This is a genomic window from Kocuria sp. KKT182, from assembly GCF_055635395.1.
In genome coordinates this window covers 59,695-83,285 of the sequence record NZ_CM145757.1, presented here as the reverse complement: position 1 = coordinate 83,285, position 23,591 = coordinate 59,695, and the positions used below count along the sequence as shown (strand labels likewise).

The 23,591-nt window shown below is 74.6% G+C and carries 20 protein-coding genes and 1 riboswitch; of the genes, 5 read left to right on the top strand and 15 right to left on the bottom strand.

Going from position 1 to position 23,591, the window contains the following annotated elements:
* Positions 1-13: 13 nt before the first annotated feature.
* Together ACZ2G1_RS00325 and ACZ2G1_RS00320 are read right to left on the bottom strand one after the other, a co-directional pair.
* On the bottom strand, positions 14-994 hold the full coding sequence (locus tag ACZ2G1_RS00325; RefSeq protein WP_336650018.1) for a GNAT family N-acetyltransferase: 981 nt from the start codon (positions 992-994) through the stop codon (positions 14-16).
* Positions 994-2,376, bottom strand: coding sequence for a glycine--tRNA ligase (locus ACZ2G1_RS00320; RefSeq protein ID WP_017833819.1), 1,383 nt, complete (start codon positions 2,374-2,376; stop codon positions 994-996). The genes ACZ2G1_RS00325 and ACZ2G1_RS00320 overlap by 1 nt, the downstream gene beginning before the upstream one ends.
* Before the next feature lie 196 nt (positions 2,377-2,572).
* Here ACZ2G1_RS00320 and ACZ2G1_RS00315 point away from each other — a divergent pair, with 196 nt between their 5' ends.
* The gene (locus ACZ2G1_RS00315; RefSeq protein WP_035926391.1) at positions 2,573-2,815 is read left to right on the top strand and encodes an RNA-binding S4 domain-containing protein; all 243 of its coding nucleotides are present in this window, start codon (positions 2,573-2,575) and stop codon (positions 2,813-2,815) included.
* On the opposite strand, the gene ACZ2G1_RS00310 is transcribed toward ACZ2G1_RS00315, so the two are convergent.
* On the bottom strand, positions 2,799-3,485 hold the full coding sequence (locus ACZ2G1_RS00310; protein WP_109268694.1) for an alpha/beta hydrolase: 687 nt from the start codon (positions 3,483-3,485) through the stop codon (positions 2,799-2,801). The two genes, ACZ2G1_RS00315 and ACZ2G1_RS00310, sit on opposite strands and share 17 nt — an antisense overlap.
* Positions 3,486-3,566: 81 nt before the next feature.
* Between ACZ2G1_RS00310 and ACZ2G1_RS00305 the strand changes: the two genes are divergently transcribed.
* Positions 3,567-4,448 (top strand): SGNH/GDSL hydrolase family protein, encoded by an 882-nt coding sequence (locus ACZ2G1_RS00305; RefSeq protein ID WP_017833822.1) that lies wholly within the window; start codon positions 3,567-3,569, stop codon positions 4,446-4,448.
* A 34-nt stretch (positions 4,449-4,482) separates the two neighbouring features.
* Here ACZ2G1_RS00305 and metX read toward each other — a convergent pair whose 3' ends face one another.
* Together metX and ACZ2G1_RS00295 are read right to left on the bottom strand one after the other, a co-directional pair.
* A complete protein-coding gene (gene metX / locus ACZ2G1_RS00300) occupies positions 4,483-5,667 on the bottom strand; it encodes a homoserine O-acetyltransferase MetX (RefSeq protein WP_017833823.1) in 1,185 nt (394 codons plus the stop codon).
* On the bottom strand, positions 5,664-7,076 hold the full coding sequence (locus ACZ2G1_RS00295; protein WP_244915744.1) for a bifunctional o-acetylhomoserine/o-acetylserine sulfhydrylase: 1,413 nt from the start codon (positions 7,074-7,076) through the stop codon (positions 5,664-5,666). The genes metX and ACZ2G1_RS00295 overlap by 4 nt, the downstream gene beginning before the upstream one ends.
* Before the next feature lie 76 nt (positions 7,077-7,152).
* A riboswitch (SAM riboswitch) is annotated at positions 7,153-7,268 on the bottom strand.
* A gap of 143 nt (positions 7,269-7,411) precedes the next feature.
* On the opposite strand from ACZ2G1_RS00295, the gene ACZ2G1_RS00290 reads away from it, so the two are divergent.
* The gene (locus ACZ2G1_RS00290) at positions 7,412-8,050 is read left to right on the top strand and encodes a VOC family protein (protein ID WP_031283179.1); all 639 of its coding nucleotides are present in this window, start codon (positions 7,412-7,414) and stop codon (positions 8,048-8,050) included.
* Positions 8,051-8,073: 23 nt separating this feature from the next.
* Here the strand turns inward: ACZ2G1_RS00290 and ACZ2G1_RS00285 are convergent, their stop codons facing one another.
* Positions 8,074-8,853, bottom strand: coding sequence for a CPBP family intramembrane glutamic endopeptidase (locus tag ACZ2G1_RS00285; RefSeq protein ID WP_017833826.1), 780 nt, complete (start codon positions 8,851-8,853; stop codon positions 8,074-8,076).
* Between the two features lie 113 nt (positions 8,854-8,966).
* Here ACZ2G1_RS00285 and ACZ2G1_RS00280 point away from each other — a divergent pair, with 113 nt between their 5' ends.
* The gene (locus ACZ2G1_RS00280; protein WP_290467426.1) at positions 8,967-11,138 is read left to right on the top strand and encodes a S9 family peptidase; all 2,172 of its coding nucleotides are present in this window, start codon (positions 8,967-8,969) and stop codon (positions 11,136-11,138) included.
* Between the two features lie 117 nt (positions 11,139-11,255).
* Here ACZ2G1_RS00280 and ACZ2G1_RS00275 read toward each other — a convergent pair whose 3' ends face one another.
* From ACZ2G1_RS00275 to gatC, 4 genes are all read right to left on the bottom strand, one after another.
* Entirely contained in the window at positions 11,256-12,368 is a 1,113-nt protein-coding gene (locus tag ACZ2G1_RS00275) for an NAD(P)/FAD-dependent oxidoreductase (protein WP_031283182.1), read from the bottom strand.
* Positions 12,369-12,521: 153 nt separating this feature from the next.
* On the bottom strand, positions 12,522-14,036 hold the full coding sequence (gatB, locus tag ACZ2G1_RS00270) for an Asp-tRNA(Asn)/Glu-tRNA(Gln) amidotransferase subunit GatB (RefSeq protein WP_017833829.1): 1,515 nt from the start codon (positions 14,034-14,036) through the stop codon (positions 12,522-12,524).
* Positions 14,036-15,682 carry an Asp-tRNA(Asn)/Glu-tRNA(Gln) amidotransferase subunit GatA gene (gatA, locus tag ACZ2G1_RS00265; protein WP_035926412.1) on the bottom strand — a complete coding sequence of 549 codons (1,647 nt, stop codon included), beginning with the start codon at positions 15,680-15,682 and terminating at the stop codon, positions 14,036-14,038. The genes gatB and gatA overlap by 1 nt, the downstream gene beginning before the upstream one ends.
* 4 nt (positions 15,683-15,686) lie before the next feature.
* Complete coding sequence (gene gatC, locus ACZ2G1_RS00260; RefSeq protein WP_017833831.1) at positions 15,687-15,983, bottom strand: Asp-tRNA(Asn)/Glu-tRNA(Gln) amidotransferase subunit GatC; 297 nt, start codon at positions 15,981-15,983, stop codon at positions 15,687-15,689.
* Positions 15,984-16,121: 138 nt separating this feature from the next.
* Between gatC and ACZ2G1_RS00255 the strand changes: the two genes are divergently transcribed.
* Positions 16,122-16,688: a hypothetical protein gene (locus ACZ2G1_RS00255; RefSeq protein ID WP_017833832.1), complete on the top strand. Its 567-nt coding sequence runs from the start codon at positions 16,122-16,124 to the stop codon at positions 16,686-16,688.
* A 122-nt stretch (positions 16,689-16,810) separates the two neighbouring features.
* Here ACZ2G1_RS00255 and ACZ2G1_RS00250 read toward each other — a convergent pair whose 3' ends face one another.
* The 5 genes from ACZ2G1_RS00250 to ACZ2G1_RS00230 form a co-directional block, all read right to left on the bottom strand.
* Positions 16,811-17,524: a LysM peptidoglycan-binding domain-containing protein gene (locus ACZ2G1_RS00250; RefSeq protein ID WP_035926415.1), complete on the bottom strand. Its 714-nt coding sequence runs from the start codon at positions 17,522-17,524 to the stop codon at positions 16,811-16,813.
* A gap of 455 nt (positions 17,525-17,979) precedes the next feature.
* Positions 17,980-18,819 (bottom strand): inositol monophosphatase family protein, encoded by an 840-nt coding sequence (locus ACZ2G1_RS00245; protein WP_470377318.1) that lies wholly within the window; start codon positions 18,817-18,819, stop codon positions 17,980-17,982.
* A gap of 2 nt (positions 18,820-18,821) precedes the next feature.
* Positions 18,822-21,116: an NAD-dependent DNA ligase LigA gene (gene ligA, locus ACZ2G1_RS00240; protein WP_017833835.1), complete on the bottom strand. Its 2,295-nt coding sequence runs from the start codon at positions 21,114-21,116 to the stop codon at positions 18,822-18,824.
* A 57-nt stretch (positions 21,117-21,173) separates the two neighbouring features.
* Positions 21,174-22,160, bottom strand: a complete 987-nt coding sequence (locus ACZ2G1_RS00235) for a MaoC/PaaZ C-terminal domain-containing protein (protein WP_470377743.1) — start codon at positions 22,158-22,160, stop codon at positions 21,174-21,176.
* 2 nt (positions 22,161-22,162) lie between these two features.
* Positions 22,163-23,545 (bottom strand): 3-oxoacyl-ACP reductase, encoded by a 1,383-nt coding sequence (locus tag ACZ2G1_RS00230; RefSeq protein ID WP_470377317.1) that lies wholly within the window; start codon positions 23,543-23,545, stop codon positions 22,163-22,165.
* Positions 23,546-23,591 lie beyond the last annotated feature (46 nt).

The following is a 23,591-nucleotide window of genomic DNA, read 5'->3' as shown; positions in this document are numbered from 1 at the left end:
CCGGCACCGGCGCTCAGTCCCCGGGCTCCGCGAGGACGACGGAGGTCTCCACGACCGTGGCGGCGCCGGCTGCCAGGAGGTTGTCGACGACGGCGGTCAGCGGCTCCATCGACCCGTCCACCTGGAACTGCACGGGGTGGTGGTGGGCCAGCAGCGCGAGCAGCTGCTCGAGCGCGGGACCTGCCGCGGCGTCCCCCGGCGTCCAGCCGAGCACGACGTGGGCGGGCTCGTCCGGCGCGTCCTCAGGGGCGGGGACGCCGGGGGCGGCGTCGAGCTCGACGGGCCGGTAGCTCACGGCGAACGCGGAGATCCTGCCCCGCTCCCCCGGGCCCACGCCGTTGCGCAGCACGAGCGCCCCGAAGGCGTGCGCGGCGTCGGAGAGGAACAGCTGGTTGACCCGTCCCACGGACAGGTCCGCCGGCTCGTCCCAGGCGTGCACGGCCCGGTAGAACGCCCACAGCGCCCGGGTCAGCTCGACCGAGCCGGTGGCCAGGTCCTCGACGGCCTGCGCCGGTGTCCCGTCGGGGTGCTCCCGCAGCGGCTGGAGGGGCAGGGCCCCGGCGGCCACCCGGACCACGCGCGAGTCCTGGACGGGGTCCAGGCCGGCGGCCCGGGCGAAGCGCTCGCCGGCCGAGCCGGGCGCCGCCTTCGTGCGCAGGGCCTGCACGCCCGAGGGCGAGCCCGCCGCCTCGGTGCGCAGCCGCTCCAGCAGGGCCCGTCCGAGCCCTTCGCCGCGGCGGTCGGGGGCGACCTCCACGTAGGCCCACAGCCTCGAGGGGTGCAGCGCCGACTCGTAGACCGTGCCGGCGGCGACCGGCACGCCGGAGTCCTCCGCCACGACCGTGCGGGACCACGGGGCGTCGTCGTCGGGGCGCAGGGTCGCCCGGAAGGCGGCGGCCTGGGGCGTCTCCGGGTCGGGCCACACCTCGAGCAGCCGCAGGTCGTCCCCGTCCCGCCAGGGCCGCGGCCCGGGGCCGGTCAGCGCGCCGCTCATCAGCGGACGAGCTTCCCGGCGAGGTAGGACTTCACCTGGTCGAGGGCCACGCGCTCCTGGGTCATCGCGTCCCGCTCGCGGATGGTCACGGCCTGGTCCTCGAGGGTGTCGAAGTCCACCGTGATGCAGAACGGGGTGCCGATCTCGTCCTGGCGGCGGTAGCGGCGCCCGATCGCCCCCGAGTCGTCGAAGTCGATGTTCCAGTTCCGGCGCAGCTCGGCGGCCAGGTCCTTGGCCTTCGGCGAGAGGTCCTCGTTGCGGGACAGCGGCAGCACCGCGGCCTTGACCGGGGCCAGGCGCGGGTCCAGCTTGAGGACCGTGCGCTTGTCCACCCCGCCCTTCGAGTTGGGGGCCTCGTCCTCGGTGTACGCGTCCACGAGGAAGGCCATCATCGACCGGGTGAGGCCGAAGGACGGCTCGATCACGTACGGGACGTAGCGCTCGTTGGTCTGCTGGTCGAAGTAGCTGAGGTCCGTGTTGGAGTGCTCGTTGTGCACGCCGAGGTCGTAGTCGGTCCGGTTGGCCACGCCCATGAGCTCGCCCCACGGGTTGCCCTGGAAGCCGAACCGGTACTCGATGTCGATGGTGCCGGCGGAGTAGTGCGCCCGGTCGTCCTCGGGGACGTCGTAGCGGCGCATGTGGTCCGGGTCGATGCCCAGGTCCGTGAACCAGTTCCAGCACGCCTCGACCCACTCGTCGAAGAAGTGTCCGGCCTCGGACGGGTGGGTGAAGTACTCGATCTCCATCTGCTCGAACTCGCGCGTGCGGAAGATGAAGTTGCCCGGGGTGATCTCGTTGCGGAACGCCTTGCCGATCTGCCCGATGCCGAACGGCGGCTTCTTCCGGGCGGCGGTGACCACGTTGTTGAAGTTCACGAAGATGCCCTGGGCGGTCTCGGGCCGCAGGTAGTGCAGGCCCTCCTGGTTGTCGACCGGGCCGAGGAACGTCTTGAGCAGCCCGGAGAACTGCTGCGGATCGGTCCACTGGCCCTTGGTCCCGCAGTTGGGGCAGGGGATCTCGGCCATGCCGTTCTCGGGGGCGCGGCCCTTCTTCTCCTCGAAGGCCTCGACCAGGTGGTCCTGGCGGGCGCGCTTGTGGCAGGAGGTGCACTCCACGAGCGGGTCCGTGAAGGTCGCCACGTGACCCGAGGCCTCCCACACGGCCTTCGGGAGGATGATCGAGGAGTCGAGGCCCACCATGTCCTCGCGCCCGCGCACGAAGGTCTGCCACCACTCGTGCTTGATGTTCTCCTTGAGCTCCGCGCCGAGGGGCCCGTAGTCCCAGGCGGAGCGGGAACCGCCGTAGATCTCACCCGCCTGGAACACGAAACCGCGGCGCTTGGCCAGCGAGATGACGTTGTCCAGCGTGGACTTGGGGGCCATGTGGGATTCCTCCAGGGTCTCGCCCGACCGCCGGCTGCGGACGCGCGTGGTGGGTGGTGTGGCCCGGCGGTGCGCCGGGCGGGGACCGGCCGTCGTCGGCCGTCACGAACGAGGACGCCGCGGGCGACGTCCTCGTCCCAGGGTAGCCAATTCCCGCCGTGCCCGCCGACCGGACGGGACCTGGGACAATGGGGGCATGACGACTCCCCAGCAGCCCGGCGGCCCCGACGAACTGCCCATCCGCGACGACATGATCCGGCTGGGCCAGGCGCTCAAGCTGGCGAACCTCGCCGAGGACGGGGCGCACGCCCGGGGCCTGGTGGAGGACGGTCAGGTCTCGGTCAACGGCGAGGTCGAGACGCGGCGCGGCCGGCAGCTGCACCCGGGGGACGTCGTCTCCGCCGGGGGCGCCTCGGTGCGGATCACCGCGGGCGGCTGACCGGGCGGTCCGGGTCCCCCAGCACCACCTGGGTGAGGTACTCGCGCACGTGCCCCACCTCCTGCGGGCTGATCCCGTGGCCGACCCCGGTGTAGTGCACCTTCATGACGTCGGCGTGCTCGAGCGCCCACTCGGCGGTGGAGTCGACGAGCTCCTGCGGGATGACCGGGTCCTGCGGGTCACGGCCCCAGAACATCCGCAGCGGCCGCTCCCGCAGCTGCTCGTCGGCGAACAGGGGGTGCTCGCCGGGGACCACGAAGCCGGAGAGCCCCACCACGGCGGCGATCTCGCCCGGCATGTGCCGGGCGAGGGACGTGGCCATGGCCATGCCCTGCGAGAACCCCAGCAGCGTGGTGCTGGGGTGGTCCGCGGCCAGCTCCCGCAGCCACGCCGCGACGGGCTCCACGGCCTCGGCCACCCGGTCGAGGGAGAAGCTGAGGTCCGCGGCGAGCGGGAACCACTGGTAGCCGAACCCGGCGGGCTGGGGAGCGCGCACGGACGCCACGCTGAACTCGCCTGGCAGGGCCGGGACGAGACCCATGAGGTCCTGCTCGTGCGAGCCGTAGCCGTGCAGGAGCACGAGCAGCGGGGTGCCGGGGCGGGCGTCGGCGTCCCTGCTCCACACGGCGAAGGGGGTGGCGGTCCCGGTCGGGACGGTGGCGTCGGTCATGGCACCAGTGTGCCACCCGGTCCCGGGGCCCGCGGCGCGGGCGCGTGGACGCCCGCCGGGCCCGGTGGTAGACCGGGAGGCATGACCGAGACGACGCCGGGGCCCCCGGACACCGCACCTCCCGTCCACCCGTGGCGCCGCATGGTGGCGATCGGCGACTCGTTCACGGAGGGCATCGGGGACCCGGACCCCGGCTCCCCCGGCGGGCACCGCGGCTGGGCGGACCGGGTCGCCGAGGAGCTGAACCGCCTCGCCCCCGGCCTGTCCTACGCCAATCTCGCGATCCGCGGCCGGCTCTTCCGCCAGATCGTCGACGAGCAGGTGGCACCGGCCCTGGAGCTGACCCCGGACCTCGTGACGGTCTGCGCGGGCGGCAACGACATGCTGCGCCCCGGCGGGGACCCGGACGCGATCGCCGAGGAGATGGACGACGTCGTGGGCCGGCTCGCGGCGAACGGGGCGACGGTCGTGCTGGTCGGCGGCCCGGACATCGGCGCCACGCCCGTGCTGCGCGGGATCCGGGGCCGGATCGCTGTCTACAACGAGAACGTGCGCGTGGTCGCGTCCCGGCACGACGCCGTGCTGGTGGACCTGTGGGGGCTGCGGGAGCTCGCGGACCCGGCGATGTGGGACCCCGACCGGCTGCACTTCTCGCCCCTGGGCCACCACCGGATCGCGGTCGAGGCCCTGGACACCCTGGGCCTCGCGCACGGCCTCGTGCCCGAGGTGGTGCCCGACCGCCCGCCCTCGTCCTGGCGGCAGGCCCGCGGCGAGGACCTCGTCTGGGCCCACCGCTATCTGCGCCCGTGGGTGGCCCGCCGGATCCGGCGCACCAGCTCCGGGGCGCAGGTCCGGCCGAAGCGGCCGCACTTCGGCACCCCCACCGTGCCCGGGGGCGGCGTCGCGCCCGGCGAGGGACCCGGGGCGGGCCCCGGCGACGACCGGGGTGCCGCGGACGGCTGAGCGAGCGGGAACGGCTGAGGACCCCCGTCCCGGCTCAGCGCTCGGGCAGCACGGTCTCCACGAGCAGCTTGCCGAGCTGGGGAGCCTCGATGAGGAAGCCGTCGTGGCCCGAGGGCGAGGTCAGGGTGTGCCGCCGGACGTCCCCGGGCAGCGCGGCGGCCAGGACGTCGGACTCGCGGGGCAGGTAGAGCCGGTCGGAGTCCACCGCCGCCACGAGCCACTCGCACGAGGTCACGGACAGCGCCTCCTCGAGCGTGCCGCGGCCCCGGGCGACGTCGTGGGACATGAGCGTCTCGTTGACGGCGAGGTAGCTGTTGGCGTCGAAGCGGCCCGCCAGCTTGGACGCCTGGTGGTCGAGGTAGCTCTCCACCTGGTAGCGCCCCCGCCCGCCGGCGTGCGTGTCGATGACCTGCTCCTCGGCCTGCGGCGAGCGCCCGAACCGGTGGTGCAGCTCGTCGGCCGAGCGGTAGGTGATGTGGGCGATCCGCCGGGCCAGGCCCAGGCCCGTGACGGGAGGCGGGCCGTCGTAGTAGTCCCCGCCGCGGAAGTGCGGGTCCTGGCGGATCGCGAGGTTCTGCGCCTGGCCCCACGCGAGCTGCTCGGCGCTGGACTGGGCGCACGCGGCGACCACCGCGCACGCCCGGACCCGGTCCGGGTGGGTCACGGCCCACTCCAGGGCGCGGGCCCCGCCCATGGAGCCGCCGATGACCAGGCGCCAGGCGTCGATGCCGAGGGCGTCGGCCAGCGCCGCCTCGGCGTGCACGGAGTCCCGGACGGTGATGAGCGGGAAGCGGGAGCCCCAGGGGCGGCCCTCGGGGTCCACGCTCGGCGGCGCGGGGGTCGCCGGGCCCGTGGACCCGTAGCAGCCGCCCACGATGTTGGTGCAGACCACGAACCACCGGTCCGTGTCGATGGCGGCGCCGGGGCCGATCAGGCCCTCCCACCAGCCGCCGCTCTCGGCGGCGCGCCGCTCGGCCTCGGGGGCGCCGGGGCGGGCCCGGCCGGCCGCCACGTGGGTGTCCCCGGTGAGGGCGTGCTCGACGAGCACCGCGTTGGAGGCGTCCGGCGCGAGCGTCCCCCACGTCTCGTAGGCGATCCGGACGTCGGGCAGCCGGAAGCCCGACTCGAGCTCCAGCTCGCCGATCCCGGCGACCCGCGGCACGCCGTCCTCGCGGACGGCGGTCCCGGCGCCGGAGCCCCTCACGACCGTCACGGTCACTCCTGTCCTCCCTGCGCGGCCGCGGCCGCGGCGAAGCCCTGCTCCAGGTCCGCCAGGATGTCGTCGATGTGCTCCAGGCCCACGGACAGGCGCACGAAGCCGGGCTCCACGCCGGCGGCCAGCTGCTCCTCGGGCAGGAGCTGGCTGTGCGTGGTGGACGCGGGGTGGATCACGAGGGAGCGCACGTCGCCGATGTTGGCGACGTTCGAGTGCAGGGTCAGGGCGTCCACGAAGGCGGCCCCGGCCTCCCGGCCGCCGTCGAGGACGAAGCCCAGGATCGACCCGGCGCCCCGGGGCGCGTACTTCTGCGCCCGCTCGTGCCACGGGGAGGACTCCAGCCCGGCCCAGGACACCGAGCGCACGTCCTCGCGGGCCTCGAGCCAGCGGGCCACCGTCCCGGCGTTGGCCACGTGCCGCTCCATCCGCAGGGACAGCGTCTCGATGCCCTGCTCGATGAGGAACGCGTTGAACGGGGAGATCGCCGAGCCGAGGTCGCGCAGCAGCTGCACCCTGGCCTTGAGGATGTAGGACAGGTTGACGCCGAAGGGCCCCTCCGCGCCCAGGGCCTCGGCGTAGACGAGGCCGCCGTAGGACTCGTCCGGCTGGTTGAAGCCGGGGAAGCGGTCCGGGTAGCGGCCGTAGTCGAAGGCCCCGGAGTCCACGATCACGCCGCCGATGGCCGTGCCGTGCCCGCCGAGGAACTTGGTGGCCGAGTGCACCACGACGTCCGCGCCCCAGCGCAGGGGCTGGACGAGGTAGGGGGTCGCCACGGTGTTGTCCACGATGAGCGGGACCTCGTGGTCGTGGGCGATCCCGGAGACCGTCTCGATGTCGAGGACGTCGTTGCGCGGGTTCGGGATCGTCTCGGCGAAGAAGGCCTTCGTGTTCGGCCGGACCGCCCGCCGCCACGCCTCGGGATCGTCGGGGTCGGAGACGAAGGTGGTCTCGATGCCGAGCTTGGGCAGCGTGAACTTGAAGAGGTTGTAGGTCCCGCCGTACAGGCTGGGGCTGGCCACGAGGTGGTCCCCCGCGCCGGCGACGTTGAGCACGGCGAACGTCGTCGCCGACTGCCCCGCGCTGAGCATGAGGGCGCCCACGCCGCCCTCCAGGGCGGCGATCCGGTTCTCCACGACCTCCGTGGTCGGGTTGCCGATCCGCGTGTAGATCGGGCCGAGCTCGGCGAGCGCGAAGCGGTCGGCGGCGGCCTGGGCGTCGGGGAAGACGAAGGACGTGGTCTGGTGGATCGGCAGGGCGCGCGAGCCGGTGACCGGGTCGGGGCTCTGCCCCGCGTGGATCTGCCGGGTCTCGAAGGCCCAGCCCCCGGGGTTCTCGGGGGTGGGGCGCTCGGCCGCGGCCACGTCGGTGCGGGCGGCGGAGGCGTCGGTGCTGGAGGCGGGGAGATCGGACATGCCGTGGGACTCCTTGTGGATCTCAGGGGTCCCGTCCCGGCCGAGGCGGTGCGGCCGGGAACGGCCGGGCGCCGGGGACCCGCGCTTGCTCGCTCGCCGGTCGCGAGGAGCCTGGTCTTCACCCAGGGCACCCCACCGCGGTGGAGGGTTGCCGGCCAGCTAGCTGGGGCTTGGACGCTGGCGCTCATGACCTGGACAGCATTCTCCGGATCAGGCCCGCACGGCGTCAAGCCGGGGCCGGGCGTGACGCCCCGCCCGGGGGTGTCGCCCGCACGGTGCCCGGCGCGTCGCGGACCGATTTGGAGACGAAACTCACAGGGTGCCACGATGTGCCCATGAGAGTCGACCACGTGTCCTACGCCTGCCGCCCGGAGGGCCTGGAGGCCACCACCGAGCGCATCGCCGACCAGCTCGGGATCGAACCGGTCAAGGGCGGGGTGCACCCCCGTTTCGGCACCCGCAACATGATCCTGCCGCTCACGAACCACCAGTACGTGGAGGTCGTCGAGGTCCTCCAGCACCCGGCGGCGGAGAAGGCGCCCTTCGGCCAGGCCGTGCGCGCGCGGTCCGCCGCCGGCGGCGGCTGGCTGGGCTGGGTCGTGGAGGTCGAGGACCTCGCCCCCTTCGAGCAGCGCCTGGGGCGCCGCTCCGTGCCCGGCCACCGGGTGTTCCCGGACGGCCGGTGCCTCGAGTGGCACCAGATCGGCGTCAAGGGCCTGATCGCCGATCCGCAGCTGCCGTTCATGATCCACTTCGACTCCGCCCCGGAGATGCACCCGTCCCAGGCGCGGATCACGGACGTCGGGCTCGCGGGGATGACCATCGCCGGTGCCCCGGAACGGGTCGCCGAGTGGCTGGGCGCCCCCGTCGAGACCGCGCTCGAGGACCTCGAGGTCGACTGGCGCTATCCGGACGGCACCCCCGGGGTGCTCTCCGTCTCGTTCAGCACCCCGGACGGCGCCGTCACCATCTGAGACCGGGCACCGCGGGGCGGGGCTCAGCCCAGCAGCCGGGCTGCCCCGAGGAAGCCGACGGCGTCCAGCAGGAAGTGCGCGACGACGAGAGGCATCACCCGGCCGGTGCGCCGGTAGAGCTCCGCGAAGACGAGGCCCATCACCACGTTGCCGAGGAAGGGCCCGATCCCCTGGTAGAGGTGGTAGCTGCCGCGGAACAGGGCCGTGACCACCAGCACCACGGGCCAGCTCCACCCGATGCGGGTCAGCCGGTCGGTCAGGAACGCGACCACCACGACCTCCTCGACCAGGGCGTGGCGCACGGCCGAGAGCAGCAGCACGGGCACCGTCCACCAGTGCGCGGCGAGCCCGGACGTGGTCACCTCCGCGGTGACGCCCAGGGCCCGGCCGGCGCCGTAGAGCGCCAGCGTGCCCAGGCCCATGAGCAGGAAGAGCACGGTGCCGAGGCCCAGGTCCGGGAGGGGCATCCGGGCGTCGAGGCCGATCCGCCGGCGGACCGTGCCCAGCGCCCCGGCGGAGCCGGCGAGCAGGTAGAGCGCGAGCAGCACCGGCACCAGGTCCAGGGCGATCCCGGTGAGCTGGCGCAGCAGGTCGATGAGGGGCTGCGGGCTCAGCGGCGGGTTCATCGTGGCCTGCGCCTCGGAGAGCGGTCCGCGCGCCAGGTGCTCGGCGAGGGACAGCACCGCCCAGAGGGCCGAGGCGCCCAGGGACACCCCGAGCACCAGGAGCACCTGCACCCACAGGTCGGCGCGGGTGGAGCCGAAGGCGGGCGGTCGCGGGGCGAGGTGGGCAGGGGTGCTCATGCGGCCATTCTGGCACCGGCCCGCCGGCCGCCCCGTGCAGCCCGCGCCGGGCGCCCCCGGGCCCGCCCGGACCGCCCCTCCCCACCCGGGACGTCTTCCCTAGGATGGGGACCATGACTGTCCTTCCCCCGCAGATCCGCCAGCAGCCCGTCGAGCGCGCTTTCCACGGCCACGTGTTCTCCGACCCGTACGAGTGGATGCGGGACAAGGACTCCCCCGAGGTGCTGGCCCACCTCACCGCGGAGAACGAGTACGCGGAGTCCGCCACCGTCCACCTCACGGGCCTGCGGGAGACGATCTTCGGGGAGATCAAGGACCGCACCCAGGAGACCGACCTGTCCGTGCCCAGCCGGCGCGGCGCCTGGTGGTACTTCGCCCGCACCGTGGAGGGCGGCGCGCACCAGGTGTTCTGCCGGGTCCCGGCCGTGACCACCGGCGACGTGCTGGCGGACTGGACCCCGCCTGTCGTCGAGCCCGGCACCCCCATGGCCGGGGAGCAGGTGCTCCTCGACGCCAACGCGGAGGCCGCGAAGCACGAGTTCTACTCCCTGGGCAGCTTCGACGTCTCCGAGGACGGGGAGCTGCTGGCCTGGGCCGAGGACGTCACCGGCGACGAGCGCTTCACCCTGCGGGTCCGGGACCTCACCACGGGGGCGCTGCTCGCCGACGAGATCCCCGGGACGTTCTACGGGTCCTTCCTCACCCCGGACGCGCGCGCCGTGTACTACACGGTGGTGGACGAGTCCTGGCGCCCCCACCAGCTGCGCCGGCACGAGCTGGGCACCCCGGTGGCCGAGGACGTCGTCGTCCACGAGGAGGCCGACCCCGGCCTGTGGCTCGGGGCGGGCCTGTCCGCGGACCGGCGCTGGATCGTGGTGGAGGCCATGTGCTCCGAGTTCTCGGAGCAGCTCATCCAGCCGGTCGCGGACCCGGCCGCGCCGCTGCGGGTGGTGCTGCCCCGCACCGACCGGGTGCTCTACGAGGCGGAGCCCCTGCTGCTGGACGGGCGGGAGCAGATCCTGCTGACCCACGACCACGAGGCCCCGAACTCCCGGATCTCCCTCATGGACCCGGCCGACCTCGGCCGCCCGGTCGCGGAGGTGGCCCTGCGCGACGTCGTGCCGGCCTCGGACACCGTCCGCGTCAACGGCTGCGCCGTGACGGCCACCCACCTGGTGGTCTCCGTCCGGGCGGACACCACGCTGCGGGTCCGGCTGCTCCCGCTCGCCGGGCTGGGCACGGACGCCCAGGCCGCCCCCGTGGAACCGGCCTTCGCCGAGGAGCTCTACACCGCGAGCGTCTCCGCCGCGGAGCACGACGCCCCCGTGGTGCGCCTGTCCTACACGTCCTTCACGACGCCCCCGCGCGTCTACGACCTCTTCGTGGCGGGCGCCACCGGGGACGACGGCGCACTGCCCGCCGAGCCGCTGCTGCGGCGCGAGGCCACGGTGCTCGGCGGCTACGACCCCGCCGACTACGCGGTGGAGCGGGACTGGGCCACCGCGGCGGACGGGACCCGCATCCCCGTCTCCCTGGTCCGCCGCGCCGACCTCGACCTCTCCGTGCCGGCACCGGTGCTGCAGTACGCCTACGGCTCCTACGAGCACAGCACCGACCCCGCGTTCTCGGTCTCCCGGCTGTCCCTGCTGGACCGCGGCGTGGTCTGGGCCGTGGCCCACGTGCGCGGCGGCGGGGAGCTGGGGCGGACCTGGTACGAGCACGGCAAGAAGCTGCACAAGACGAACACGTTCACCGACTACGTGGCGGTCACCGAGCACCTCGCCGCCCGGCCGGACGTCGACGAGCGGCGGATCCTGGTGATGGGGGGCTCCGCCGGCGGCCTGCTGGTGGGCGCGGTGCTCAACCTCGCCCCGGAGCGGTACTGCGGCGCGCTGGCGGCGGTGCCGTTCGTGGACCCGCTGACCTCCATCCTCGACCCGTCCCTGCCGCTCACGGCCCTCGAGTGGGAGGAGTGGGGCAACCCCATCGAGGACGCGCACGTCTACGGGTACATGCGCGACTACTCCCCCTACGAGAACGTCCGGCCGCTGCCCTACCCCCCGGTCCTCGCGGTCACGAGCCTCAACGACACCCGGGTGCTCTACGTGGAGCCCGCCAAGTGGGTCGCCGCGCTGCGGGAGGCCTCGACCTCCGGCGAGCCGGTGCTGCTGCGCTGCGAGATGGCCGGGGGCCACGGCGGCGCCTCGGGGCGGTACTCGCAGTGGAAGGACACGGCCTGGGAGTACGCCTGGGTGCTGGACCGGATGGGCCTCGCCGGCGCCTGAGCCGGGCCGGCGGGTTTCGCGCGCGGTCTGCCCCGCCGGCCCCCGCGGCCGAGCGGCACGGCGCCCGACGGCACGGCGGTCGACGGCACGGCGCCCGCCGCGCCGGCCCCCGGGGGCTCAGCGCCGGAAGCGGCCCGGGTCCAGGGCGGCGGCCGTCTCCCGGGAGCACCACGGACCCACGGCCCCGTCGAGCAGCAGGTCCGCGGCGGCGCGGGCCATGGCCGTGCTCGTCTGGAACCCGTAGCCGCCCTGGCCGGCCAGCCACAGGAGCCCCGGGACGTCAGCGTCGGCGCCGCACACGGGCACGCCGTCCGGGGCCTCGGTGCGCAGACCGGTCCAGGCCCGCTCGATCCCCGTGGCGCCGAGGGAGGTCACGGTGTTGAGCCGCCCCAGGAGGTCCTCGACGTCCTCGAGCACCGGCTGCGCGTCGCAGGGCTCGCTCGGCACGGCCTCGGACGGGGAGACGAGCGCGCCGTCCCCGGCCCGCCGGTAGTACCAGCCGGAGTCCGCGGCGACGACCATGGGGTGGTCCGGGGCCAGCGGCTTCGCGAGCCGCACGAGGGCCGCGGTGCGCCGCAGCGGGCGCAGGCCCAGCGGGGCCGCGCCGAACAGGCCCGCCACCTCGTCCGCCCAGGCGCCCGCGGCGACGACGACCTGCCGGGCCCGGATCCGGTCCCCGCCGGCCGTGACCCGCCAGCCGGCGCCGTCGGGGTCCGCCGCGGTCACCGGGGCGCCGGTGAGCAGCCGGGCGCCCGCCGCCGCGGCCCGGTCGCGGTGCCAGGCCACGAGCGCGGCGGCGTCGGTGCGCACGGAGGTGCTGTCGAGGCGCCCGGCCTCGACCGCGTCCGCCGGGGAGCAGGCCAGCTCGGGGCACAGCTCCACGAGCTCCGCGCGGGACAGCGGTTGCGTCCCCGGGGCGGCCTCGGCGTGCAGCCGGGCCTCGGTCCCGACGAGGACCATGCGGCTGGGCCAGGCCAGGGGCCGCGGCGGGGCCGGGTGCGGGTCGAGCAGCCGGGCCACGGTCGCCCCGGTCAGCTCCCGGACGGGGGCCGGGCCGTAGCTGGGGATCAGCTGCTCGGCCGAGCGCCCGGAGGTGTGGTGGGCCAGGACGGGCTCGGTCTCCGCGAGCACGATCCCGGCGCCGCTCCCCCGCCGCTCGGCCAGTTCCGAGGCCAGGGACAGTCCGGCGATGCCGCCGCCGATGATGAGCACGTCGCACGCAGGGTCCATGCGCCCATGCTCGCACGCCGCGCAGCGACGGGTCGCGTCCGGACCCCGCCGCGCGGCGAGGGGTCGCGTCCTGCCGGAATCCTTTGCGGATTCCCACAGGAGGCGACCCCTCGGTGTTCCGCGCACGCAGTCCTGCGCGGGCGCGGGCGGCGGTCAGCCCTGCACGCCGAGCTTCTCCAGGATCAGCTCCCGCACCCGGCCCGCGTCGGCCTGGCCGCGGGTGGCCTTCATGACGGGGCCGATGAGGGCGCCGACGGCCTGGACCTTGCCGGCCTGCACCTTCGCCACGACGTCGGGCATCTGCGCCATGGCGTCGTCGATCGCCGCGGTCAGCACGGAGTCGTCGGAGACCACGGCCAGGCCGCGCCGCTCCACGACCTCCGCGGGCGAGCCCTCGCCCTCCAGGACGTGGGCGAGGACCTTCTTGGCGAGCTTGTCGTTGATCTTCCCGGCGTCGATGAGCCCGTTGAGCTCGACGACGTGCTGCGGGGTGACGCCGAGCTCGGCGATCTCCACCTCCCGCTGGTTGGCCAGGCGGGCGATCTCGCCCATCCACCACTTGCGGGCCGCGGCCGGGGCGGCGCCGGCGGACACGGTCTGCTCGATCTCGTCGAGGACCCCCGCGTTGACGACGTCCCGGAACTCCTCGTCGGAGAAGCCCCAGTCGGTCTTGAGCCGCTTCCGGCGCTCGGCCGGGGGCTCGGGCAGCTCGGCCCGCAGCCGCTCGATCCACTCGTGGTCGGTGACGACCGGCACGAGGTCGGGCTCCGGGAAGTAGCGGTAGTCGTCGGCGTCCGACTTGGGGCGCCCGCTCGTGGTGGAGCGGGTGTCCTCGTGCCAGTGCCGGGTCTCCTGCACGATCGTGCCGCCGGAGTCGAGGACCGCCGCGTGGCGCTGGATCTCGAAGCGCACGGCACGCTCCACGGCGCGCAGCGAGTTCACGTTCTTCGTCTCGGAGCGGGTGCCGAACGTGGCGCTGCCCTTGGGCATGAGGGACACGTTGGCGTCGCAGCGGACGTTGCCGCGCTCCATCTTCGCGTCCGAGATCCCGAGGTTCTTCACGATCTCCCGGATCAGGGCCACGTACACGCGGGCCAGCTCGGGCGCGCGGGTGCCGGCGCCCACGATGGGCTTCGTCACGATCTCGATGAGCGGGACGCCGGCGCGGTTGTAGTCGACCAGGGAGAAGTCCGCGCCCTGGATGCGCCCGGCGGCGCCGCCCATGTGCGTGAGCTTCCCGGCGTCCTCCTCCATGTGGGCGCGCTCGATCTCGACCGTGAACACGGTCCCGTCCTCCAGCTCCACGTCGACGGAGCCGTTCTCGGCGATCGGCTCGTCGTACTGGGAGGTCTGGAAGTTCTTGGGGGTGTCCGGGTAGAAGTAGTTCTTCCGGGCGAAGTGGGAGACCGGGCGGATCTCGCAGCCCAGGGCGAGCCCGAGCTTGATCGCGGACTCCACGGCCACCCGGTTCACCACGGGGAGCACCCCGGGCAGGCCGAGCGAGACGGGGGTGACGTTGGTGTTCGGCTCGTCCCCGAAGACGTTGGGGGCGGCGTCGAACATCTTGGTCCGGGTGTTGAGCTCCACGTGGACCTCGAAGCCCAGCACGGGGTCGTACTTCTCCATGGCCTCGTCGAAGGACAGGACCTCTTCGGTGCTCCGGTTCATCAGCGGGCTCCTCCCCGGACGGGTGCGGACAGATCGGACGCGGCGGGGCCGCCGGCCAGGTCCCGGACCAGGGCGGCGGTGTCCGGCAGCCGCTGCCAGAGCGGTCCGCCCCAGCGCTGCTCGAGCAGGGCCTCCAGGCCGGCGCCGGCGCGGTAGAGCCGGGCGTCCTGGCGTGCGGGGGCCATGAACTGGATGCCCACGGGCAGCCCGTCCTCGGGGGCGAGGCCGCCGGGGACGGAGATCGCGGGGACCCCGGCCAGGTTGGTGGGGATGGTGGCGATGTCGTTGAGGTACATCTGCATGGGGTCGGCGGACTCGTCCACGGCGCCCCGCTCGAACGCGGTGGTCGGGGACGTCGGGGAGACCAGCACGTCCACCTGCTCGAACGCGGCCGCGAAGTCGCGCTGCACGAGGGTGCGGACCTTCTGCGCCGAGCCGTAGTAGGCGTCGTAGTAGCCCGCGGACAGCGCGTAGGTGCCCAGGATGATGCGGCGCTTGACCTCGGCCCCGAAGCCGGCGGCGCGGGTGGAGCCCATCACGCGCTCGATGGTCAGGGGCCCGTCCTCGGGCAGCACGCGGTGGCCGAAGCGCACGCCGTCGTACTTGGCGAGGTTCGAGGAGACCTCGGAGGACATGATGAGGTAGTAGGCCCCCAGGGCGTACTTGAAGTTCGGGGTGGAGACTTCCACGACCTCGGCGCCCGCGGAGCGCAGCAGCTCCACGGCCTCCTCGAAGCGCTGCTGGACGCCGGGCTGGAAGCCCTCGCCCGTGAGCTCCTTGACCACGCCCACGCGCAGGCCCGCCAGCCCGCCCTCGGCGGCGCCGGCCCGGGCCTGGGCGGCGAGGTCGCCGACCGGGTCGGGCAGGGACGTGGAGTCCTGCGGGTCGTGCCCGCCGATCACCTCGTGCAGCAGCGCGGCGTCGAGCACCGTGCGCGCCACGGGGCCCACCTGGTCCAGCGAGGAGGCCATGGCGATCACGCCGTAGCGCGAGACCCCGCCGTAGGTCGGCTTGACGCCCACCGAACCGGTCAGGGCCGCGGGCTGGCGGATGGACCCGCCGGTGTCCGTGCCCAGGGCCAGCGGCGCCTGGAACGCGGTCACGGCGGCGGCGGACCCGCCGCCGGACCCGCCGGGGATGCGGGACAGGTCCCACGGGTTGGCGGTGTCGCCGAAGGCGGAGTGCTCGTTGGAGGAGCCCATCGCGAACTCGTCGAGGTTCGTCTTGCCCAGCAGCGGCATCCGGGCGGCGCGCAGCCGCCGGGTCACGGTGGCGTCGTAGGGGCTCATCCAGCCCTCGAGCATGCGGGACGCCGCGGTGGTGGGCTGCCCCTTGGTGACGATGAGGTCCTTGACCGCGATCGGCACGCCGGCGAGCTCGGGCAGCTCCTCACCGCGGGCGCGGGCGGCGTCCACCTCGGCGGCCACGGACAGGGCTTCCTCGGTGTTGACGTGCAGGAAGGCGTTGAGCCCGGTCCGGCCGCGGCTGCGGTCGGCGGGGTCGACGGGCTCGCCGTCGGTCTCCCGGATGCGGTCCAGGTGGGCCTGGACGGCGTCGACGGAGGTGATCTCGCCGGCGGCGAGCCGGCGGGCGAGCTCGGCGGCGGAGAGACCGACGGGTCCCTGGGGCGTTCCGGTGCTGCTCATGCGGCTACTCCTCGTCCAGGATCGCGGGCACCTTGAACTTGCCCTCGGCGGCGTCCGGTGCGTTGAGCAGCGACTCCTCGGCGGTGAGGGTCTCGCCCACGACGTCCTCGCGGAAGACGTTCTGCAGCGGGATGGGGTGGCTCGTGGCCGGGACGTCCGGGCCGGCGGCCTCGCTGACGGACGCGACGGAGTCGACGACGAGGTCGAGCTCCTTCGCCATGGACCGCAGCTCCTCCTCGGTCATCTCGATGTGCGCGAGCTTCGCCAGGTGGGCGACCTGCTCGCGGGTGATCGCAGACATGCGCACTCCTGCTCGTGATCGGGGGTGGTTTCCGGTCCAGTCTAGCCGCGCGGCACTCCCCTCCTTCCCGGCCGGAGGGGGCCCCGCAGGGGCATACCCTGGAGGGACGCACCGACCACCGCACAGGAGCACCCGGACATGGCCAAGAGCACCCCCGCCCGCACGAAGAAGGACCGAGGCGCCAAGAGCGGGCGCCCCGGCGCCCGCTCCGGGAAGGCCGCGCGCGCGACCTCCGCGACGGACGCCGCCAACGCGTGGCGCCAGCGGGTCAGCAAGGACGCCGCCGCGACGATCGACACGGTCATGGCCCACGTCCAGGCCGTGGCCGAGCAGCAGCTGGGGCAGCACGGGGCGTTTCCCCCCTTCCTCGTCACCGCGCGCAAGGACGGCGAGTACGAGCTCGACAGCCTGCCGGCCGAGGACGCGGAGGAGCTGAGCCCCGAGGCCGCCCTGGACGCCCTGCGGGCGCGGGCGGTGGAGCTGCGGGACGACCTCCTCTGCGCCGCGGTCGCCTTCCCCGTGACCCTGCCGGACCGCTCCGGGCAGACGGCCGTGGCCGTGGAGACCCAGCACCGGGAGGGCGAGTCCCTGACGGTGATCCAGCCGTACCGGGTCAAGGGCGCGGAGCGCTCCGTGAGCTTCGGCGACGCCGGGGCCGAGCCCGCCGAGCCGTGGCTGTGGAGCCGGCCCGAGCGCACGCCGTGAGCTGAGCGCACGGTCGGCGCCGTGCCGGTGCCCGCCGAGCATGCGAGAGGGCCCCTCCGATCGGAGGGGCCCTCTCGCATGCTCTCGCGCGGCGCGGCCGCGCGGTGCCTGTCCGGTGGGGATCAGGCGGGGATGTTCAGCACCTGGCCGGGGAAGATCAGGTTCGGGTCGGCGATGGTGCCCTCGTTCGCGGCGTACAGGTCCTCCCAGTTCTCGATGCCGAGCTTGTCGGCGATGGAACCGAGGGTGTCGCCGGCGACCACGGTGTAGGTCTCGGCGGAGACCGAGGCCGGGGCCACGGCGGCGGCGGGAGCCACGTACTCGACGACCGGGGCCTGGACGGCGGCCGGGGCCTCGACGGGAGCGGCCACGGGGCCGGGCTCGGGGGCGGCGACCGGGGCGGGGGCCGGAGCCTCGATCGGGGCCGGGGCCTCGACGGACTGCGGGGTCACGGACGCGGAGCCCATCGGGTTGGCGGAGGGAGCGGCGGAGCCGGACAGGCCCAGCTTCGCGGAGCAGGCGGGCCACGCGCCCCAGCCCTGGCCGTCGAGAACGTTCTCGGCAACGGCGATCTGCTGCTCACGGGAGGCGTCCTGCGGAGCGCCCTGGCCACCGAAGGCGGCCCAGGTGGAGGGGGTGAACTGCAGGCCGCCGGAGAAGCCGTTGCCGGTGGAGGTGCCCCAGTTGCCACCGGACTCGCACTCGGCGAGGGCGTCCCAGGTGGAGGCCGGAGCGGCGTTGGCCGGGAGGGCCATGGCGCCCACGGCGGTCCCGCCGAGGATCAGAGCGGCGGCACCGCGACGGACGTTGCGACGAACAGCGAAAGCGTTGGTCATGATGCTCCCTGGGCCACCTGCGCTCGTTTCCGTCCCCGGATGTCTTCGCGCCGTCGTCTACCCGTCAAGGTGTTGGTGGGTAAGTGCTTACAGGTGTCTGCCCTTCAGACGACGTGCGGTGTTACGGCAGCACCCAGCATGGTGTGGTGGCGCGCCGGGAGTCGGACTCCAGGCACACCGGATCCCCGGAGGAATCCTCGGGGAAGCTGATTATCACGATAGCGTAACGATTTTTGTTGCGCTACCCCTTTCGGCCCGTCGTGAGGTATCACACGTTCGCGGTCTGCAGGGGTGCCGGCCCGTGAAGGACGCCGGCGCAGGAGTTCACACTCCGGGAAGCGGAGGGCATGCCCTCGGGAAGAACGCTTCGAAGATCACGCTATGGCAACGTTTTGGTCTCGGTCAAGTGACGAGAGCCATCTCACACGTTCAGCGGGCCGGGCCCCGGCCCGCACTCAGCCCGGAATGCCGCGCTCGCGTGCGGTGATCCAGGCCGCGAGGCGGTCGGCGGCCGGCACTTCGCCCGCCGCCGGGGAGGGCAGCTCCGGCCGGGTCACGAGGGCGCCGGCCTCCTCGGCGATGAGCGCGCCGGCGGCCCAGTCGTGCTCGTGCAGACCCTGCTCGCCGTACCCGTCGAGCGCGCCGTCCGCGACCATGCACAGGTCCAGGGCCGCCGAGCCCAGGCGCCGCATGTCCGTGTACTGCCGCATGGTGGCGGCGAAGGCGGGGAACTGGCGCTCGCGCCGGTCGGCGTCGAAGGAGAAGCCGGTGCCGTAGAGCCGGCCCGCCCGGTCCGGCACGGGACCCTCGAGCCGGCGGGACGCGCCGTCCTCCTCCACCCACGCGCCGGCCCCGCGCACGGCGAAGTAGGTGCGGCGCAGGGCGGGGGCGTTGACGGCGCCCACGAGCCAGTTGCCCTGTGCGTCGGCGGCGGCCACGGACGTGCAGTAGTAGACGATGCCGCGGATGAAGTTGGTGGTGCCGTCGAGCGGGTCCACCGACCAGCGGATCCCGGAGGGGTGCTCCGGGCGGTGCGTGCCCGACTCCTCGCCGGTGACGGTGTCGTGCGGGCGGCGGTCCAGGATGGTGCGCAGCACGGCCTGCTCGGCGGCGACGTCGAAGCGGGTGACCCAGTCCCCCTCCCCCGACTTGCCGGTGACGCCCAGCCGGCCGGCGTCGCGGCCCCGCAGGACCTCCGCCCCGGACTCGGCGGCCGCCAGGGCCAGCTCCAGCAGCTCCTCCAGGTGGGCGCCGGTCGGGCCGAGGCCCTCCAGCGCGTCGTCGTGGCGTTCCATGCTCAGGCCCCGTCCTCGTCGTCGGTACCGTTCTCCGTGCCGTTCTCCGTGCCGACCGCGGCGTCCTCGGAGGTGCTCCCGGCCGCGCCGGCGAGCGCGTCCGGCCCCTCGGCGAGGAGCCGCTCGAACCCGGCCTCGTCGAGCACGGTCACCCCCAGCTGCTCGGCCTTGTCCAGCTTGGTGCCGGCGTTCTCGCCCGCCACCAGGAAGTGCGTCTTCTTCGACACGGAGCCGGAGGCCTTGCCGCCGCGCACCAGCACCGCCTCCTTCGCGGAGTCGCGGCTGAAGCGCTCGAGGGTGCCGGTGATCACCACGGTGGTGCCCTCGAGGGTCCGCGGCACGGACTCGTCCACCTCGTCCTCCATGCGCACGCCCGCGGCCGCCCAGCGCTCCACGATCTCCCGGCGCCACGGCTCGGCGAACCACTCGGTGAGGGCCGCGGCGATCACGGGCCCCACCCCGTCGGCCTGGGCCAGGGTCTCCTCGTCGGCGTCGCGGATGGCCGGCAGCGAGCCGAAGGCCGTGGCCAGGGAGCGGGCCGCGGTCGGGCCGACGTGCCGGACGGACAGGGCCACGAGCACGCGCCACAGCGGCTGCGCCTTGGCCTTCTCGAGCTCCTCGAACAGCTTGCGGGTGGTGGCGGTGGGCTCGGAGGGCTTCTTGGCCGTGCCCTTCGTCCAGAAGTAGGGCACGAGCTCGGTCTCGCCCGTGGGCGTGCCGCGCGACTTCTTCTCCCGCCGGATCCGCACCTCGCGCAGGTCCTCGGGGGTGAGGTCGAACAGGTGCGCCTCGCTGGTCAGCGGCGGGGTCTCCGGCTCGTCGGGCCGGGTCAGGGCGAGGGCGGCCTCGTAGCCGAGGGCCTCGATGTCGAACGCGCCGCGGCCGGCGGCGTGGAAGACCCGCTCCCGCAGCTGGGACGGGCAGCTGCGGGCGTTGGGGCAGCGGATGTCGACGTCGCCCTCCTTGGCCGGGCGCAGCTCCGTGCCGCAGGACGGGCAGTGGGTGGGCATCACGAACTCGCGCTCCGTGCCGTCCCGCAGCGCCACCACGGGCCCCACGATCTCGGGGATCACGTCGCCCGCCTTGCGCAGCACCACGGTGTCCCCGATGAGCACGCCCTTGGCCCGCACCACGTCCTGGTTGTGCAGGGTGGCCATCTCCACGGTGGACCCGGCGACCCGCACCGGCTCCATGAGCCCGAACGGGGTGACCCGCCCGGTGCGGCCCACGTTGACCAGGATGTCCTTGAGCCGGGTGTGCACCTCCTCGGGCGGGTACTTGTAGGCCACGGACCAGCGGGGCACCCGGGAGGTGTGCCCGAGCCGGAACTGGGTGCGGCGGTCGTCGACCTTGACCACGATGCCGTCGATCTCGTGGATGAGGTCGTGGCGGCGGCGGCCGTACTCCTCGATGAACGCGAGGACGTCCTCCGTGGAGGGCAGCACGCGGTAGTACGGGCTGACGGGCAGGCCCCACCGCTCGAGCAGCTCGTAGACCTGGGACTGGGTGTCGGCGCGCAGGCCCGTGGCGGCGCCCACCCCGTGCACGTACATGGACAGCCGGCGCCGGGCCGTGACCGCCGGGTCCTTCTGCCGCAGCGAGCCCGCCGCGGCGTTGCGGGGGTTGGCGAAGGGCGCCCGGCCCTCGGCCACGATGGCGTCGTTGAGGGCGCGGAAGTCGCGGGAGGAGATGAACACCTCGCCGCGGATCTCGACCTCCTCGGGCACGTCCTCCCCTGTGAGCACGGTGGGGATGGTGGCGATGGTGCGCACGTTGTGCGTGACGTCCTCGCCCGTGGTGCCGTCCCCCCGGGTCGCGGCCCGCACGAGCTCGCCGTTCCGGTAGAGCAGGTTCACGGCCAGCCCGTCGATCTTCAGCTCGGTGAGCCACGCGGACTCCGGGGCGTCCGGCAGCGCCTCGATGGAGGCGGAGGCCTTCGCCAGCCAGGCCGTGAGCTCGTCGATCGAGAAGACGTCCTCGAGGGAGTACATCCGCGCGAGGTGCGTCACGGGCGTGAACGCCGCGGAGACCTCGCCGCCGACCTCCTGGGTGGGCGAGTCGTTGGCCACCAGCTCGGGGTGCAGCGCCTCGACCTCCTCGAGCCGCCGGTAGAGCTCGTCGTACTCCGCGTCCGAGATGGTGGGCGCGTCCTCGACGTAGTAGGCGGTCCGTGCCGCGCGCACCCGGTCCACGAGCTCCGCGTACTGCTCCTTGAGGTCCTCGCTGGGCGGGGCGGGGTTGAGGTCCTGGCCGGTGGCGTCGACGGGTCGTGCGTCTGTCCTCTGCTGTGGGCTCACCCGACCATTGTGGCCCACGCGCCGGACGCCACCGTCGACCGGGCCCGCGGCGGCGGGTCAGCCGTCCAGCCGCGCCACCGTCCCCGTGAAGTGCGGGCGCCTGCGCCGCGGGTCCCACCCGGCGAAGCGCGAGCCCCGCCAGCCGGGCCCCCGGCCGTCGTCGGTGATCGCGACCGCGACCGTGCCCGGGAGCAGGACCGGGGCCGCGAACTCCACCGTCCAGCGGAAGGGCGTCCCGGGCGGCACGCCCACCTCGGCGAGGGCGCGCGAGGCGGAGTACATGCCGTGGGCGATGGCGCCCTTCATGCCGAGCGCCCGGGCGGTCGGGCCGGAGAGGTGGATGGGGTTCCAGTCCCCGCTCACCGCGGCGTAGTCCCGCCCCGTGCCGGCCGCCAGGCGCCAGTGCCCGGTCGGCGCCGGCGGCACGAACTCCGCGCGCGGGGCGTCGTCGGCCGCCCCGGGCACGCGCACGTCCCGGGCGAGGTAGGTGGAGCGGCCCGTCCAGACGGTCTCGCCGTCCCGGCGCGCGAGGCGGGCGACGACGTCCACCTGCGCGCCGGAGCGGTGCGGGCGCAGCCGCTCGGCGGTGGCGGTGACCGTGAGGTGCTCCCCCACCGCCGCGGCCCGGAGGTGCTCGACCTCGTTGGCCAGGTGCACCATGCCGAGGACCGGCAGCGGGAAGTCCGGGCGGGTGAGCACGCTCATGGCCACGGGGAACGCCAGGGCGTGCAGGTGCCCGGAGAAGGCCTCGGTGCCGCCGGGGCCCTCGCGCAGCGGCGCCCCGACCGCGCGGCAGAACGCCTCGTGCCCGGCGGGGTCGACGACCACGTCCTCGACGACGTGCGCCGCCGCCGGCAGCACGGGCGGGGCGTCGCCGGTGCCGCGGTGCGACCCGGGCAACCGGTCGGTCAGCCGGTCCGGCGCCCGGTCGGCGAGGGCGCGCGGGAGCAGGTCCCCGGCCGCCCCCGCCGCCGCACGGGCGTAGAGCCCGCCCAGCGAGGGGACGCCGGGCAGGACCACGGTCTCGTGCCGGTCGGCGGTCATGCTCACGCCCCCACCAGGTTCTGGCCGCACACGCGCAGCGTCTGCCCGTTGACGCCGCCGGCGGCGTCCGAGGCGAGGAACAGCACGGCCTGGGCCACGTCCTCGGGCAGCCCGCCCTGCTGCAGGGAGTTCAGTCGGCGCGCGACCTGGCGGCGGGCCGCCGGGATCCGGGCGGTCATCTCCGTCTCGATGAACCCGGGGGCCACGGCGTTGATGCTGCCGCCGCGCCGGGCCAGCAGGGGCGCGGTGGCGGCGACCATCCCGATCACCCCGGCCTTCGAGGCGGCGTAGTTGGTCTGGCCGCGGTTGCCCGCCACACCGCTCGTGGAGGCCAGGCAGACGATCCGCGGCGCCTCGCCGAGGCCCTCCCCCGCCAGGAGCTGGTCGTTCATCCGCAGCTGCGACTCGAGGTTCACGGCCAGCACCGAGGCCCAGCGGGACTCGTCCATGTTGGCCAGCAGCTTGTCCCGGGTGATCCCGGCGTTGTGCACCACCACGTCCAGGTGCCCGAAGCGCTCCCGGGCGAGCCCGAGGATCCGCTCGCCGGCGTGCTCGTCCGTGACGTCGAGCTGGAGGGCCACGGCGTGGAGCTCGTTGGCGAGGGCGGCCAGGGGCTCTCCCGCGGCGGGAACGTCCACGACGACGACGCGCGCGCCGGCGCCGGTGAGCGTGCGGGCGATCTGCGCGCCGATGCCGCGGGCGGCGCCGGTGACGGCGGCGACCCTGCCCCGCAGGGGGGCCTCCCAGTCCGCGGGCAGGGCCCCGGCGTCGTCCCCGACCGTCACGAACTGCCCGGAGACGAAGGCGCTGCGCCCGGAGAGCAGGAACCGCAGGGCGCCCAGCACGCTGGGGGCCTCGGGGGCGACGCCCTCGGCGAGCAGGACGCCGTTGGCGGTGGCCCCGCCGCGCATCTCCTGGGCGGTGGAGCGCAGCAGGCCGACGACGGCCTGGCGGGCCGCGGCGACGGCCGGGTCGAGCGGCTCCGCCGCCGCGGGCGTGGCCGAGGCCGCGCCCGTGCCGATGCCCGGGGCGGGCCGGGACACGGTGACCACCCGGCCGCCGGGGGCGAGCGAGCGCAGCGCCCCGCCCAGGCCGAGCGCGGGCTCGGCCAGCTCGGCGGGCCGGGCGAGCTCGGTCAGGGCCAGCACGACCGCGCCGAAGCGGTGGACGTCGTCGGGGTGGCGGCGCACGTCGAGGTCCCAGCCGAGCAGGGCCGCGGCAATCCGGTCGGCCTCCTCCCCCCGCCCCAGCACGAGGACGGGCCCGGGCACGAGCGGGTCCCCGGCGCGGTGGCGGCGCAGCCGGGCGGGGGCGGGCAGCCCGAGCTGCCGGGCGAGCCGGCCGCCGGGGCCGGAGCTGACGAGGTCGAGATAGGTGTCTGCCATGGGGGCGGGGTCCTTGCTGTGGGGGTCGGCGGGGTGTCGGGGGCGC